7 protein-coding genes, 2 tRNA genes, 3 rRNA genes and 3 pseudogenes are annotated in these 15,976 nt (G+C 41.4%); 12 read left to right on the forward strand and 3 right to left on the reverse strand.

What is annotated here, in order from left to right; translation table 11 throughout:
* Positions 1–6: 6 nt before the first annotated feature.
* Entirely contained in the window at positions 7–1,215 is a 1,209-nt protein-coding gene (locus I6L31_RS02475; protein ID WP_000343018.1) for an IS256-like element ISAba26 family transposase, read from the reverse strand.
* A gap of 77 nt (positions 1,216–1,292) precedes the next feature.
* Here I6L31_RS02475 and I6L31_RS02480 point away from each other — a divergent pair.
* The 9 genes and pseudogenes from I6L31_RS02480 to cysK form a co-directional block, all read left to right on the forward strand.
* Positions 1,293–2,186, forward strand: a pseudogene (locus tag I6L31_RS02480) (MFS transporter); the annotation flags it as partial.
* Between the two features lie 52 nt (positions 2,187–2,238).
* Positions 2,239–3,486, forward strand: coding sequence for a CaiB/BaiF CoA transferase family protein (locus I6L31_RS02485; RefSeq protein WP_005004280.1), 1,248 nt, complete (start codon positions 2,239–2,241; stop codon positions 3,484–3,486).
* Between the two features lie 336 nt (positions 3,487–3,822).
* Positions 3,823–5,361, forward strand: a 16S ribosomal RNA gene (locus I6L31_RS02490).
* 177 nt (positions 5,362–5,538) lie between these two features.
* Positions 5,539–5,615, forward strand: a tRNA-Ile gene (locus tag I6L31_RS02495).
* 45 nt (positions 5,616–5,660) lie between these two features.
* Positions 5,661–5,736: transfer RNA gene (locus I6L31_RS02500), tRNA-Ala, on the forward strand.
* Between the two features lie 338 nt (positions 5,737–6,074).
* Positions 6,075–8,967 (forward strand): 23S ribosomal RNA (locus I6L31_RS02505).
* 166 nt (positions 8,968–9,133) lie between these two features.
* Positions 9,134–9,248: ribosomal RNA gene (gene rrf / locus I6L31_RS02510) — 5S ribosomal RNA — on the forward strand.
* The 16S, 23S and 5S rRNA genes sit together here with 2 tRNA genes alongside, the layout of an rRNA operon.
* 159 nt (positions 9,249–9,407) lie before the next feature.
* Positions 9,408–9,950, forward strand: coding sequence for a GNAT family N-acetyltransferase (locus I6L31_RS02515; RefSeq protein ID WP_005004281.1), 543 nt, complete (start codon positions 9,408–9,410; stop codon positions 9,948–9,950).
* 496 nt (positions 9,951–10,446) lie between these two features.
* Positions 10,447–11,445 carry a cysteine synthase A gene (cysK, locus tag I6L31_RS02520; RefSeq protein ID WP_005004282.1) on the forward strand — a complete coding sequence of 333 codons (999 nt, stop codon included), beginning with the start codon at positions 10,447–10,449 and terminating at the stop codon, positions 11,443–11,445.
* A 156-nt stretch (positions 11,446–11,601) separates the two neighbouring features.
* On the opposite strand, the gene I6L31_RS02525 is transcribed toward cysK, so the two are convergent.
* On the reverse strand, positions 11,602–12,153 hold the full coding sequence (locus I6L31_RS02525; protein ID WP_370685030.1) for a lytic transglycosylase domain-containing protein: 552 nt from the start codon (positions 12,151–12,153) through the stop codon (positions 11,602–11,604).
* Positions 12,154–12,376: 223 nt separating this feature from the next.
* Here I6L31_RS02525 and I6L31_RS02530 point away from each other — a divergent pair.
* Positions 12,377–12,718, forward strand: a pseudogene (locus I6L31_RS02530) (aminoacyl-tRNA deacylase); the annotation flags it as partial.
* 60 nt (positions 12,719–12,778) lie between these two features.
* Here the strand turns inward: I6L31_RS02530 and I6L31_RS02535 are convergent.
* A protein-coding gene (locus I6L31_RS02535; RefSeq protein ID WP_223235881.1) for an IS3 family transposase occupies positions 12,779–13,911 on the reverse strand; the annotation gives its coding sequence in 2 pieces (ribosomal slippage) (positions 12,779–13,659 and positions 13,659–13,911; 1,134 coding nt in all).
* A gap of 84 nt (positions 13,912–13,995) precedes the next feature.
* On the opposite strand from I6L31_RS02535, the pseudogene I6L31_RS02545 reads away from it, so the two are divergent.
* Together I6L31_RS02545 and I6L31_RS02550 are read left to right on the forward strand one after the other, a co-directional pair.
* A pseudogene (locus tag I6L31_RS02545) lies at positions 13,996–14,130 on the forward strand (Cys-tRNA(Pro) deacylase); the annotation flags it as partial.
* 120 nt (positions 14,131–14,250) lie between these two features.
* Positions 14,251–15,846, forward strand: a complete 1,596-nt coding sequence (locus tag I6L31_RS02550; protein ID WP_005004301.1) for a histidine-type phosphatase — start codon at positions 14,251–14,253, stop codon at positions 15,844–15,846.
* Positions 15,847–15,976: the final 130 nt, after the last annotated feature.

Genomic DNA, 15,976 nt, shown 5'->3' on the forward strand with positions numbered 1-15,976 from the left:
CATTTTTTATAAATGATCTTTTAATCGATCATCGAACTGAATCGTAAACCAATTCATTGCTAAACGCCAATTTTGAATTGGCATCGTCCATTTCTTCGCAGCATTTGATGTTGCTAAGTAAATGACCTTCTTTACTGAGTCATCAGATGAAAAGATTTTCCTTTTCTTCGTTGAATGGCGTATTACGCTATTCAACGACTCAATCGCATTTGTTGTATAAATTGCATGACGTATTTCGGCTGGATAGCTAAAGATCGTTCGGATATTTTCCCAATTGGCCCGCCAGGATTCTCCAATTTTGGGATACTGGTGATTCCATTGATCACAGAAGATGTCTAGGGATTTTAAAGCATTTTCCTCTGTACTTGCCTGATAAATCGCTTTCAGACCCGACGTAACAGCTTTGTAGTCTTTCCAGCTTACAAATCTCAGGCTATTGCGTACAACATGCACGATACACAGTTGAATATCAGTATGAGGGTAAACAGAGGCTATCGCGTCAGGGAAGCCTTTTAATCCATCTACACAGGCAACAAGAATGTCCTGTACTCCTCGATTTTTTAGCTCTGTCATGACTGACAGCCAGAATTTGGCACCTTCTGTCTGAGCAATCCACATACCCAGTAATTCTTTTTGCCCATCCATATTGATGCCTAAAGCAAGGTATACGGACTTGTTAATCACATTGGAGTGCTGACGGACTTTGACAACAATACAGTCAAGATAGACAACAGGATAAAGGCTATCTAAGGCTCTATTTTGCCACTCAGTCACTTGCTCAATCACAGCATCGGTAACTTTGCTGATGAGAGATGCTGACACATCGGCATCGTACATTTCTTTGAAGAAGGCTACAATTTCCCTATTAGTCATTCCTTTTGCATACAGTGAGAGGATTTGGTCATCCATACTGGTGATGCGTGTTTGGTGCTTTTTGATAATTTGTGGCTCAAATGAACCTTCTCGATCACGGGGAATATCTAAAGCCAGTTGTCCATCTTGAGTTGTAATGGTTTTAGAACTAAACCCATTACGGCTATTTGAGCCTTTCTTGGGCTGATGCTTTTCATAACCGAGATGGTCTGAAAGTTCAGTATTGAGTGCAGTTTCAATCATGAATTTTTTAAAGACTGCTGTCATTTGGTTTAAGTCTTCTGGTGTTTTTAGACCTTTAGCCAATTCGGCAGCCATACTTTTGATTGTTGCTTCATCCATGTGAAGTACCTTTTGTAATTATCCTCTGAAGGATAAATGAAAATTAAGTACTTACACAAAATTTAGAACAGTCCCCATGTAATACTTTAATGGCCGAATACGTTCCGACTTCATATCGTACAACCGTCTTAGGAACATTACAGACAGGACAAACCGTAGGTTACATCGTAGCTACATTATTAGCTGGTGCAATTATTCCTGAACATGGCTGGCGTATTCTATTTTTTATTACCGTGATTCCTGCCATTATTAATGTCATTTTACAGCGCTTTGTCCCTGAACCAAAATCATGGCAATTAACAAAAATTGCAGCTTTAAATCCAGAAAAACAAAAAACAGGACAACCAGATGTAAAACCTAAAAGCGGCAGTATTTACAAACAAATCTTCAAGAACTTCAAACATCGCAAAATGTTTCTACTTTGGATGACCACCGCATTTTTCTTACAGTTTGGTTATTACGGGATTAATAACTGGATGCCGAGTTATCTTGAAACTGAAGTCCATATGAATTTTAAATCCTTGACCAGTTATATGGTGGGTTCATATACCGCAATGATTTTAGGCAAAATTTTAGCAGGATATTTAGCGGATAAATTTAATCGCCGTGCTGTGTTTGTCTTCGGCACACTTGCCAGCGCAATTTTCCTGCCAATCATTATTTTCTTTAATACGCCTGACAATATTCTGTATTTATTGATCACCTTTGGTTTCCTTTACGGTATTCCATATGGGGTAAATGCCACTTATATGGCAGAGTCGTTCTCAACTGATGTCCGTGGGACTGCGATTGGTGGTGCTTATAACATTGGTCGTGTCGGTGCTGCAATTGCACCTGCAACGATTGGCTTTTTGGCATCAGGTGGGACTTTTGCTATGGCATTTATTGTCATGGGGGCAGCCTACTTTATCGCAGGCGTATTACCAGGTTTATTTATTAAAGATCGTCAGTACGATCCACAAAAATCATGAGATAAAAAACCGACATCTAAAAATATGATGTCGGTTTTTGGAGGAATAAATTATGGGTGCATTGACAGGCTTAACAGTATTGGATTTAAGTCGGGTTTTAGCAGGACCATGGTGTGGTCAAATTCTGGCAGATCTAGGTGCAGAAGTGATTAAAGTGGAACGTCCTAAAGTGGGTGATGATACTCGCATGTGGGGGCCGCCGTGGATGTTAAATGATCAGGGCCAACCGACTAAAGAAGCGGGTTATTATCAGGCAGCCAACCGAAATAAATATTCTGTGGCAATTGATATTGCATCTGAAGAAGGCCAACAACTGATTCAGGAGATGATCAAAGATGCGGATGTATTAATTGAAAACTACAAAGCTGGCTCATTGGCAAAATATGGACTAGATTACGCGACACTGAGTCAAATTAACCCTCAACTTGTCTATTGTTCAATTACAGGTTTTGGGCAAACAGGTCCTCGTGCCGAAGAGCCTGGTTATGATTTCGTCATTCAAGGTATGTCTGGATTGATGAGTATTACAGGTGAGCAAAATCAAGAACCACAAAAAGTTGGGGTTGCGGTTGCAGATATTCAAACTGGGCTGTATGCCACCATTGCGATTCAAGCAGCATTATGGTCACGTTTGAGTACAGGTAAAGGACAACACATTGATTTGTCTCTTTTAGATGTACAGGTTGCAACATTGGCCAATCAAGGCATGAACTTTTTAACCACAGGAAAATCACCTGTACGAATGGGAAATGCACATCCGAATATTGTGCCGTATCAAGTGTTTAAGGCAAAGGATAAAGACTTTATTATTGCCTGTGGTAATGATAAACAATTCAAGGACTTGTGTATTGCAATAGATCGGGCGGACTTATTAGATCAGCTAAATTATTCGACTAATAAAGATCGAGTTGCACATAGGCATGAATTAATTGGTGTATTGAGTGAGCATTTCCAAACGCAAGATGCAAATCATTGGGTAACACAAATTCATGCGAAAAAAGTGCCAGTGGGCATGATCAACTCAATTGAAGAAGCATTAAATGAACCACAAATTCTGGCGCGTCAAATGGTAGTGAATATTCCACACCCACAAAATCTGAGATTTAAAGTAATTGCTTCGCCAATCAAATTATCGGGTACTCCAGTTGAATATCATCATGCACCACCACAGCTAGGTGAACATACTTATAAGATACTGAAGCGTTATAAATCGAATGATCAACTTAATCAGTTGATTGAAAAAGGCATAATTGAGGGTAAAACAGGTGAATACAGCAAGGAAAAAGCGTGCACTGATTAAAAAACATCCTGATGATATTTTTTTGAAAAATAGGGCTTGCGTTGCTTTAAAAACTGTATAGAATACGCAGCATCCCGACGCGATACACGATGAAGATCTTGGCTTTTAGGGTTAAGGTTGAAGGATTTGTATTGAGTTGAATTTCTTACTGACGAGGTAAGGAATAGATCATTAAGAGAATAGAAGAACAACTTGTGTGGATTTTTACTAATTGATTGATCGAAATATTATCATTGATTAATTGGTTTAAATTACTCGAAGTTTATTTGAGAGAATTTGTCAGTAATTGATGAGCCAGAATTGGCACCTTGTCTTTAATAAGGTGCAAAATGATTTTAACTGAAGAGTTTGATCATGGCTCAGATTGAACGCTGGCGGCAGGCTTAACACATGCAAGTCGAGCGGAGATGAGGTGCTTGCACCTTATCTTAGCGGCGGACGGGTGAGTAATACTTAGGAATCTGGCTATTAGTGGGGGACAACATTTCGAAAGGGATGCTAATACCGCATACGTCCTACGGGAGAAAGCAGGGGATCAGTAATGACCTTGCGCTAATAGATGAGCCTAAGTCGGATTAGCTAGTTGGTGGGGTAAAGGCCTACCAAGGCGACGATCTGTAGCGGGTCTGAGAGGATGATCCGCCACACTGGGACTGAGACACGGCCCAGACTCCTACGGGAGGCAGCAGTGGGGAATATTGGACAATGGGGGGAACCCTGATCCAGCCATGCCGCGTGTGTGAAGAAGGCCTTATGGTTGTAAAGCACTTTAAGCGAGGAGGAGGGTACTGGTATTAATACTACCAGCTACTGGACGTTACTCGCAGAATAAGCACCGGCTAACTCTGTGCCAGCAGCCGCGGTAATACAGAGGGTGCGAGCGTTAATCGGATTTACTGGGCGTAAAGCGTGCGTAGGCGGCTAATTGAGTCGGATGTGAAATCCCCGAGCTTAACTTGGGAATTGCATTCGATACTGGTTAGCTAGAGTGTGGGAGAGGATGGTAGAATTCCAGGTGTAGCGGTGAAATGCGTAGAGATCTGGAGGAATACCGATGGCGAAGGCAGCCATCTGGCCTAACACTGACGCTGAGGTACGAAAGCATGGGGAGCAAACAGGATTAGATACCCTGGTAGTCCATGCCGTAAACGATGTCTACTAGCCGTTGGTCTCTTTGAGGGATTAGTGGCGCAGCTAACGCGATAAGTAGACCGCCTGGGGAGTACGGTCGCAAGACTAAAACTCAAATGAATTGACGGGGGCCCGCACAAGCGGTGGAGCATGTGGTTTAATTCGATGCAACGCGAAGAACCTTACCTGGTCTTGACATAGTAAGAACTTTCCAGAGATGGATTGGTGCCTTCGGGAGCTTACATACAGGTGCTGCATGGCTGTCGTCAGCTCGTGTCGTGAGATGTTGGGTTAAGTCCCGCAACGAGCGCAACCCTTTTCCTTATTTGCCAGCACTTTGGGTGGGAACTTTAAGGATACTGCCAGTGACAAACTGGAGGAAGGCGGGGACGACGTCAAGTCATCATGGCCCTTACGACCAGGGCTACACACGTGCTACAATGGTCGGTACAAAGGGTTGCTACCTAGCGATAGGATGCTAATCTCAAAAAGCCGATCGTAGTCCGGATTGGAGTCTGCAACTCGACTCCATGAAGTCGGAATCGCTAGTAATCGCGGATCAGAATGCCGCGGTGAATACGTTCCCGGGCCTTGTACACACCGCCCGTCACACCATGGGAGTTTGTTGCACCAGAAGTGGATAGTCTAACTGCAAAGAGGACGTTCACCACGGTGTGGCCGATGACTGGGGTGAAGTCGTAACAAGGTAGCCGTAGGGGAACCTGCGGCTGGATCACCTCCTTAACGAAAAGATTGGTTGATTGGTAAGAATCCACAACAAGTTGTTCTTCTGGTATCTGAATGAAAGATAGAAAAGGAACGAGTTTTCTCTTTTAATTTCAGAGATAAGTCATGCACTACGCGCTGCGCTTGTCTTGCGAAATAAAAAAAGAGATTATTAATCTCTTTTTTTATTTCTCAGGGTCTGTAGCTCAGTTGGTTAGAGCACACGCTTGATAAGCGTGGGGTCACAAGTTCAAGTCTTGTCAGACCCACCACTGCACAAGCTAAGCGCAGATGACAGATACATAATGATATAAGCTGGGGACTTAGCTTAGTTGGTAGAGCGCCTGCTTTGCACGCAGGAGGTCAGGAGTTCGACTCTCCTAGTCTCCACCACGTACTTAAAAGAGTACGGGCTAGATTAAATTATAGAGCTTAGTAAATATAATGATTTATTAAGCTCTGTGATTAATCACAGTTTAATGTAGCTGACGAGGTTACATTAATTCATTAACAGATTGAGAATTGAGTCTGAAATAAATTGTTCACTCAATAACAAAGAGAGAAGAAGTCATTCTGATCTTAGAGTTAATTGAGAACTAGCAAATTAACTGAATCAAGCGTTTTGGTATATGAATTTAGATTGAAGCTGTACGGTGCTTAAATGCACAGTACTTCAAACTGTAATGTTGGTAATACTACTTGTAGGTATTAACGACTGTTTGGGGTTGTATAGTCAAGTAATTAAGTGCATGTGGTGGATGCCTTGGCAGTCAGAGGCGAAGAAAGACGTGATAGCCTGCGAAAAGCTCCGGGGAGGCGGCAAATATCCTTTGATCCGGAGATGTCTGAATGGGGGAACCCACCTACTATAAGGTAGGTATCAATAACTGAATACATAGGTTATTGAAGCGAACGAGGGGAAGTGAAACATCTCAGTACCCTTAGGAAAAGAAATCAATTGAGATTCCCTTAGTAGCGGCGAGCGAACGGGGATCAGCCCATTAAGTGATGTGTGTTTTAGCGGAACGCTCTGGGAAGTGCGACCGTAGAGGGTGATAGTCCCGTACACGAAAGGGCACACATCATGATGACGAGTAGGGCGAGGCACGTGAAACCTTGTCTGAATATGGGGGGACCATCCTCCAAGGCTAAATACTCCTGACTGACCGATAGTGAACCAGTACCGTGAGGGAAAGGCGAAAAGAACCCCTGTGAGGGGAGTGAAATAGATCCTGAAACCGCATGCATACAAGCAGTGGGAGCCGACTTGTTCGGTGACTGCGTACCTTTTGTATAATGGGTCAGCGACTTACATTCAGTAGCAAGGTTAACCGCATAGGGGAGCCGTAGAGAAATCGAGTCTTAATAGGGCGAATAGTTGCTGGGTGTAGACCCGAAACCAGGCGATCTATCCATGAGCAGGTTGAAGGTTGGGTAACACTAACTGGAGGACCGAACCCACTGTCGTTGAAAAGCCAGGGGATGACTTGTGGATAGGGGTGAAAGGCTAATCAAGCCTGGTGATAGCTGGTTCTCCCCGAAAGCTATTTAGGTAGCGCCTCGGACGAATACCATAGGGGGTAGAGCACTGTTTCGGCTAGGGGGTCATCCCGACTTACCAAACCGATGCAAACTCCGAATACCTATGAGTACTATCCGGGAGACAGACTGCGGGTGCTAACGTCCGTAGTCAAGAGGAAAACAATCCAGACCGCCAGCTAAGGCCCCAAAATCATAGTTAAGTGGGAAACGATGTGGGAAGGCATAGACAGCTAGGAGGTTGGCTTAGAAGCAGCCACCCTTTAAAGAAAGCGTAATAGCTCACTAGTCGAGTCGGCCTGCGCGGAAGATGTAACGGGGCTAAAACTATGTGCCGAAGCTGCGGATGTAACTTTAAGTTACGTGGTAGGGGAGCGTTCTGTAAGCCGATGAAGGTGTATTGAGAAGTATGCTGGAGGTATCAGAAGTGCGAATGCTGACGTGAGTAACGACAAAACGGGTGAAAAACCCGTTCGCCGAAAGACCAAGGGTTCCAGTCCAACGTTAATCGGGGCTGGGTGAGTCGACCCCTAAGGCGAGGCCGAAAGGCGTAGTCGATGGGAAATGGGTTAATATTCCCATACTTCTGTGTAATGCGATGAGAGGACGGAGAAGGTTAAGTCAGCCTGGCGTTGGTAGTCCAGGTGGAAGACAGTAGGCATGCATCTTAGGCAAATCCGGGGTGCTCTATGCTGAGAGTCGATATCAAGCTGTACTTGTACAGTGAAGTGGCTGATACCATACTTCCAAGAAAAGTCTCTAAGCTTCAGTTACACAGGAATCGTACCCGAAACCGACACAGGTGGTCAGGTCGAGTAGACCAAGGCGCTTGAGAGAACTCTGCTGAAGGAACTAGGCAAAATGGTACCGTAACTTCGGGAGAAGGTACGCTGCTGAGGGTGATGGGACTAGCTCCCTGAGCGCTTGGCAGCCGCAGAAACCAGGCCGCTGCAACTGTTTATTAAAAACATAGCACTCTGCAAACACGAAAGTGGACGTATAGGGTGTGATGCCTGCCCGGTGCTGGAAGGTTAATTGATGGGGTTAGCGTAAGCGAAGCTCTTGATCGAAGCCCCAGTAAACGGCGGCCGTAACTATAACGGTCCTAAGGTAGCGAAATTCCTTGTCGGGTAAGTTCCGACCTGCACGAATGGCATAATGATGGCGGCGCTGTCTCCAGCAGAGGCTCAGTGAAATCGAAATCGCTGTGAAGATGCAGTGTACCCGCGGCTAGACGGAAAGACCCCGTGAACCTTTACTGCAGCTTGACATTGAACTTTGACCTTACTTGTGTAGGATAGGTGGGAGGCTATGAAGATGTGACGCCAGTTGCATTGGAGCCATCCTTGAAATACCACCCTGGTAATGTTGAGGTTCTAACTCTGCCCCGTAATCCGGGGCGAGGACCATGTCTGGTGGGTAGTTTGACTGGGGCGGTCTCCTCCTAAAGAGTAACGGAGGAGTACGAAGGTGCGCTCAGCGTGGTCGGAAATCACGCGTAGAGTATAAAGGCAAAAGCGCGCTTAACTGCGAGACCCACAAGTCGAGCAGGTACGAAAGTAGGTCTTAGTGATCCGGTGGTTCTGTATGGAAGGGCCATCGCTCAACGGATAAAAGGTACTCTGGGGATAACAGGCTGATACCGCCCAAGAGTTCATATCGACGGCGGTGTTTGGCACCTCGATGTCGGCTCATCTCATCCTGGGGCTGAAGCAGGTCCCAAGGGTATGGCTGTTCGCCATTTAAAGAGGTACGCGAGCTGGGTTTAGAACGTCGTGAGACAGTTCGGTCCCTATCTACCGTGGGCGCTGGAAATTTGAGAGGATCTGCTCCTAGTACGAGAGGACCAGAGTGGACGAACCTCTGGTGTACCGGTTGTGACGCCAGTCGCATCGCCGGGTAGCTATGTTCGGAAGGGATAACCGCTGAAAGCATCTAAGCGGGAAGCCTACCTCAAGATAAGATTTCCCTGTGACTATATGTCACCTAAAGAGCCGTTCAAGACTAGGACGTTGATAGGTTGGATGTGGAAGCATAGTGATATGTGAAGCTGACCAATACTAATTGCTCGTGAGGCTTGACTATACAACACCCAAACAGTTGTTGTATTCAAGATAAATTCGATACGAAAACTTGATTTAGTCAATAAACTAGTTACAATACCGACTCAATTGCCAATCCGTTAAACTCATTTGGAAAAAACAAAGCATCACATAAGTGAATAAGACTAGGCAAGTATCCATAACAGTTTGCTGGCGACAATAGCAAGAGTGAACCACCTGATCCCTTCCCGAACTCAGAAGTGAAACCTCTTCGCGCTGATGGTAGTGTGGCGTTAGCCATGTGAGAGTAAGTCATCGCCAGCTTTTAAATCTAAGGCACCCCCTCCGCTTATGCAGAGGGGGTGTTTTTTTTGTGAGATATAAATATATACCCATTTATTTTGATTATATCTAACTCAGAATACTTCATACATTCCAGATCTTTAACTTAAAATATAATTAACTTTTATTGAGACTCTGCTTATGGAGTTTAAAATTCTTGAAGTTAAAGAGCTCAATCCACATCAGCGACAACAAATTGCCACATTGTGCTTTTCTGCATTTGATGAAGATCCTTGGAGCCAATATCTTTTCATGCAAACAGCCTCTCATCTTGTTGGTATATTGGATGGAAAAATCGTGTCGCATGCGCTATGGACAGACAGAGTTTTCACTATTAATAACAGTATAAAATTGAAAACAGCTTATGTTGAATATGTGACTACTGATGAGAGAATGCGGGGGAAGGGATTCGCATCACAACTATTAAGATATTTGATCGATACTTTAACTCACTTAGGTTATGAACTTGCAGCATTGCAACCTGAATATGATAAATTCTATAAAAAATTAGGTTGGATTAATTGGTTGGGGGATTTATATATTCATCAAGGTAAGTCTACTTACCTGACGGATGAGAATAAAATAATGCTGTATCCATTGAATATTCATTTGAAAGATTTACTACTACATAGTACCGAGCATCATGTAATTTGCACCAATTGGAGAGAAGGTGAGCTTTGGTAAGCTTTATTTTGTATATATTTTAATCTTTAGATTATCAAATTAGTTGCTTATTAGGAGCTGATAGAAAGCTTAATCAATAGGATAAAGATCCTTTTATGCAAATACGTTGGTCAAGTTATTGTGCCTCCAGATCTCTCATTTAAGCAAAACGTTAATCCAAAATCAGTAGCATCTATGCGATAGCTCACTGAGATTAAACCTGTACAAGTGGAACAGCTTTATTTGTGGAAAATAGAGATTAACGAAGAAAAATATTCAGTTTATTTCAGGCATTATTCATCTTCAAAAGTATAAAAACTTACAGTATTGTTTGCCTGAATGTAAAATAACAGCATTTAATTTAAGTTATTTTCGGTGTAGTAGATAGCTATTCTGATTATTTGGGGATCAAAATTTATAACAATAATTTTCTATAAATCTTAACGTTTTTGCTTTTCTCCTTGGCTGACAAGCCTATAATAATTCAGAATCATTCCAAATCTAATAAGGAAATAACATGTCTACCGATCAACAATTTAAAGCGCCTGCCAATTTAGGAATAGCGGTTTATCATGATAATGCAGAGGCGATTGGTAACACCCCGTTAGTTCGCATTAATCGTATTATTCAGTCAGGCGCCACAGTATTGGCAAAAGTTGAAAGCCGTAACCCTGCATTTTCGGTGAAATGTCGTATTGGTGCAGCATTGATAGCTGATGCAGAAAAACGCGGTGTACTGAAAGCTGGCATGCATATTGTTGAACCGACAAGTGGTAATACTGGTATTGCTTTGGCATTTGTCGCAGCGGCAAAGGGTTATCCTATTACTTTAACAATGCCAGCAAGTATGAGTCTTGAGCGTCGTAAAGTGCTGAAAGCTTTTGGTGCAAATTTAGTGCTTACTGAACCAGTAAAAGGGATGAAAGGTGCTGTTGATGAAGCAGTACGTTTAGCGACTGAGCAACCTGATGTCTATTTCTTGCCTCAACAATTTGAAAACCCAGCCAATCCTAAAATTCATGAACAAACCACAGGGCCAGAAATTTGGGAAGCGACGGATGGAAATGTTGATATTTTAGTGGCAGGCGTGGGGACAGGTGGGACAATTTCTGGTATTTCACATTTCTTTGAAAATATCAAAAATAAACCAATTTATTCAGTTGCAGTTGAACCTGCGGAGTCACCGATTATTGGTCAAACCAAACGTGGTGAGAGCATTACACCTGCACCACATAAAATTCAGGGCATTGGTGCTAATTTTATTCCTAAAAATCTGGACTTAAATATTGTCGATGAAGTGATGCCGATTACCAGTGAAGAGGCAATCGAATGGGCGCGTAACTGTGCCACTAAAGAAGGAATTCTGGTGGGTATTTCAAGTGGCGCAGCTCTTGCTGCTGCTGCAAAGATTGCACAGCGTCCTGAAAATAATGGGAAAACCATTGTGGTGATTCTGCCTGATAGTGGTGAGCGTTATTTATCTTCTGTGTTATTTGATGGCTTATTTGAAGAATAACTTATTCTCGGCAGATTTGATTTCGCGCGAGCTAGTTTTTTTATAGCCTCAGTTAGCTGAAGTCACCAAACCAAATAGGAACTTAGAATATAAGATATTCTAGGTTCCTTTTTTTAAATAAAATGAAATTTCGGCGATTAGTTAATCTCAAGTTGATTAGAGTTCTTTCTTTAGGGATTTTTCAAAACGTTTCACTGAACGTGCATATTTTTTAGCTTTATGGCGTGTCCAAAAGTTAGACTTATATCCCGTTGGGCCAACATTATAATAAGCACTGGCTTTGAACCAACTTCCAGCCATTTCATTATAATGTCCTAAAATATAGGCACTGCATTGAATATTAGTATATTCATCGGCCAGATTACCAGGACAGGCTTGTCTCCAGTAACTTGGAATAATTTGAGCTAAACCTACAGCTCCGCCAGATGAACGTGCATAAGAATTGTAGTTTGATTCCTGACGAATAGTGGCAGCAATCAGTAAGGGCGGAACTTCATAGCGATCAGCACTTTGGATAATCATGGGAGATAACCGATTTGCCGTAGATGGTGAAACAGCATAAGCTTTTTGTAATCCACTTGAGAGCTTATTTGAACGTTTTTCTAAAGAACCACTATTGGGACCAAGTGTCGTACAACCCGTAAAAAAAAGACCTAAACTACTTACAAGGAATAATTTAGAGAATGTAATTTTGTAGTTATCTAAAATCAGGCGATTAGCATTTATAAAAGTGTCAAGCAATTGCAAAACGAAGTACCATCAATAAATATTCGAGTTGAAAAATCTTAATTTGTCATTGCCATAGCGTCAACAAAAGTGATGTGACAATTTGCAAGGTGATCAATATCTAAATAGCCTAAGTAAATTTGTTTTTTTCTCTAGAAAAACTATTATAAAATTCAAACTTTGATGACATGCTTATATAAAGATTATGACCCCTGCCTGTAAATTACTTAAAACCAATAAAATTGAATATAGTACGCATGAATACGAACATGATCCCAATGCTAAAAGTTTTGGTTTGGAAGCAGCAGAGAAATTAAATCTGGATGTGGAAGAAGTTTTTAAAACCTTGCTGGTCACCGATGATAAAAATCACTTTGTCGCAATATTGCCTGTTCATCATCAATTAAATTTAAAAAAAGTTGCGGCAGCATTGGGATGTAAAAAGTTACATATGGCAGATCCGAAAGATGCAGAACGACTGACTGGCTATCTTGTGGGAGGAATTAGTCCACTTGGTCAGAAAAAGCGTCTTAAAACTGTCATTGAAGAGGTGGTCCCACATGTTTGAACAACTAAAAGCTTATTTATAAGTGATACTCTGCTCTAGTTAAGCTACCTTATTTTGTTGTGGTAGCTGGTCATAGTAAAACTCATCTGGAGTCATTTTGTCCAGACTCGAATGAGGTCGTTTCAAATTATAAAATTCAAAATATGCGTTTAATTGCTTCTTCGCATCCAAAACATTGCTGTAGGCTTTGAGATACACCTCTTCATATTTAACGCTCCGCCATAATCGTTCAACCATCACATTATCAACCCATCGACCTTTACCATCCATACTGATTTGAATGCCATTTGATTTCAATACATCAATAAATGCATCACTGGTAAACTGACTGCCTTGGTCTGTATTAAATATTTCAGGTCGACCATATTTTTCAATAGCTTCATTTAATGTTTCTATGCAAAATGTAACCTCCATACTAATCGATACTCTATGCGCAAGTACCTTGCGGCTATGCCAATCAATCACAGCACATAAATAAACAAAGCCTTTTGCCATAGGGATATACGTTATATCCGTAGACCACACTTGATTACTGCGCTGAATAGCCAATCCTTTGAGCAGATATGGATATTTGCGGTGAGCTTGATTAGCCTGGCTTAAATTTGGTTTGCAATATAACGCATTAATGCCCATTTTCTTCATTAAAGTACGTGTATGACGTCGTCCTATATGATGTCCTTGACGATTCAACAAATCACGCATCATCCGGCTACCTGCAAAAGGGTATTGCATATGTAACTCATCCATACACCGCATTAGCTTCAGATCTGATGCACTCACAGGTTTTGGGCGATAGTAATAACAACCACGGGAGACTTTCAGCAGCTGAGCTTGCTTAGATACTGAAATCTGAAGTGAGTCATCGATTAACTTTTGTGGTTGAAGCGGCCCAGTTTCTTCAACACACCTTCTAAAAAATCAATTTCTAATGCCTGCTCACCGATTTTTGCATGTAGTTTTTTTAGATCGATGGGTGGTTCTGTTGGAGCTTTTGATTGATCGAAAGCTTGCGAGGAAGCTGAAATCAGTTGATTTTTCCAGTCGATAATTTGGTTTTGATGAACATCAAATTCAGCACTCAATTCAGCAAGTGTTTTTTCTGCTTTAATCGCAGCAAGTGCTACCTTAGCTTTAAAATCATTTGAATGATTTCTTCTTGGTCTACGTGCCATAAAATACTCCATATATTGATGTTTATAACATCATTTGGGGAGCAAAATATCACTTATAAGTGTTGTTCAAATTTCCTGATCCACCTCTTTGATGCTTCTGCTGAAATGAAAATAAAAATATATGTCAGTGGTGGAAAACGTGGTTTAGATATTGGAGTAGCACCACAAGCGATTGCAAAAATATTAGATGCTCAATTTGTTGATATTCTCGATCAATAATTTTTGAAGAAAGATCAAGATAAGCCATTAATATTATTTAGTTTAAATTTTAGGGTGGTTGTCATCCAATCGTCATTGAAGCCAGATATTTTAAGTCAAAATTTTTAATGACTGAATTCAATGAAGACTAAGAACATATTGAAATTTTTAATGGCAGCTAGCGGAATACTTGTTTTAAGTGCCTGTAATGATCATGATGATAACGTCAGCACGTCTGAGCATTCTGCAACAGTAGAAACTTCAGCCTATGTTCAAACTAAAACACCTTATAAACCACAGCAAGATTTAAATAGCTATCAGAGTGCACCAACAGGATTTCAGCCTGTTTTCACCGAGTTGGTTGCCCGTCATGGTTCGCGTGGTCTATCTAGCATCAAGTACGATTTGGCGCTTTATAACCTATGGAAACAAGCCAAAGCTGATCATGCATTAACACCACTCGGTGAACAGCTTGGTGCTGATATTGAAGCAATGATGAAAGCCAATATCTTGTTGGGGTATGGCGTGACTGGAATTCGTCAGTCTGGCTACGGCAATGAAAGCCAAGTAGGTATTGAGGAACACCGTGGAATTGCAGATCGTTTGTTACAGCGATTACCATCATTATTTAATACCTCAGTGTTAGGGCAAATGGATATTGCTGTACAAAGTTCTGGTGTAGATCGTGCAGTGGATAGCGCCAAATTCTTTACCAATGAATTGATCACGAAACGCCCAGATCTCAAAGAAAAAATTCGTCCAATAAGTTATACGAGTTTAGATAGTAACAGTAATCCGTCGATTGACGATCAAGGGGTTGATCGCTTTTTACTTTATTTCCATAGTCTGAATAAAGCGACAGATTTGAGCCAAATGAATTCACCCCTTAGACAAAGTATCTATGATGCCAGTCTGAAATATCAGGATTTTGAAGAAAATGATGTGAATTTAAAACAGAAATTACAAGAATTATCGAATAATAACAACGCTCAGCAAATCGCATTGAAAGTACTGACGCCATTGTTTAAAAATGAGTTTATTCAGAAATTAGGTAGTCAAGGCTATACTTTTAGTAATACTGGATCATTTACTGCAACAGCTTTAGATGGTACCCAATTTACTGAAAAAGGCAAAGGCAAAAACACCATAGCTAGTACCGTGGATGCAGCAGCTTATCTCTATGAGCTGTATTCAATTGCACCCGGGATGAAAAAAGAATTAGGTAATACAGATTTTACAAAATATATGCCAATAGATGCTGCCAAATTTTATGCAGAATATAATGATGCACAGGATTTTTACCAAAAAGGACCAAGCTTTACTGAGTCTAATCAAGTGACCAGCAATATTGCACAGGGACTTAAACAGGATTTCTTTGCTCAGGTAGATCAGGTTATCAATAAACAACAGCAACATAAAGCTGTGTTACGTTTTGCCCATGCCGAAATCATTATACCCCTTGCAACGGCATTTGAATTAAAAGCAATGATGACACCTTTAGCCCTAAATCAGACCTATAGTTATAGTTCAAGCACTTGGCGTGGTGAGGATGTTTCACCTATGGCGGCCAATATGCAATGGGATATTTATCAAAATGCACAAGGTTCTACTTTGGTCAAAATGTTGTATAACGAGAAAGAAACTTTATTTAAGTCAAGTTGTGATTATGCTCGTTATAACTCGACGAGTTTTTATTATGATTATCAAAAGCTTAAGCAGTGCTACAGTGTTAACTAACAGTATCTGATCACTGAAATTTTATTCGGGATATCATTACAAAGTGAATGGTATCCTTAATTTTATTAATTTCATAATTCAAAATAAAAATCAATAATTTAACGAATAAAATAAGCTTTCGTCGCACAAT

The organism is Acinetobacter septicus, from assembly GCF_019355975.1.
Lineage (GTDB): Bacteria > Pseudomonadota > Gammaproteobacteria > Pseudomonadales > Moraxellaceae > Acinetobacter > Acinetobacter ursingii.

Bases quoted from the DNA above. Each gene is read 5' to 3' on its own strand.
- I6L31_RS02475 (WP_000343018.1), bottom strand. From the start codon at position 1,215: ATGGATGAAGCAACAATCAAAAGTATGGCTGCCGAATTGGCTAAAGGT.
- I6L31_RS02485 (WP_005004280.1), top strand. From the start codon at position 2,239: ATGGGTGCATTGACAGGCTTAACAGTATTGGATTTAAGTCGGGTTTTA.
- I6L31_RS02515 (WP_005004281.1), top strand. From the start codon at position 9,408: ATGGAGTTTAAAATTCTTGAAGTTAAAGAGCTCAATCCACATCAGCGA.
- cysK (WP_005004282.1), top strand. From the start codon at position 10,447: ATGTCTACCGATCAACAATTTAAAGCGCCTGCCAATTTAGGAATAGCG.
- I6L31_RS02550 (WP_005004301.1), top strand. From the start codon at position 14,251: ATGAAGACTAAGAACATATTGAAATTTTTAATGGCAGCTAGCGGAATA.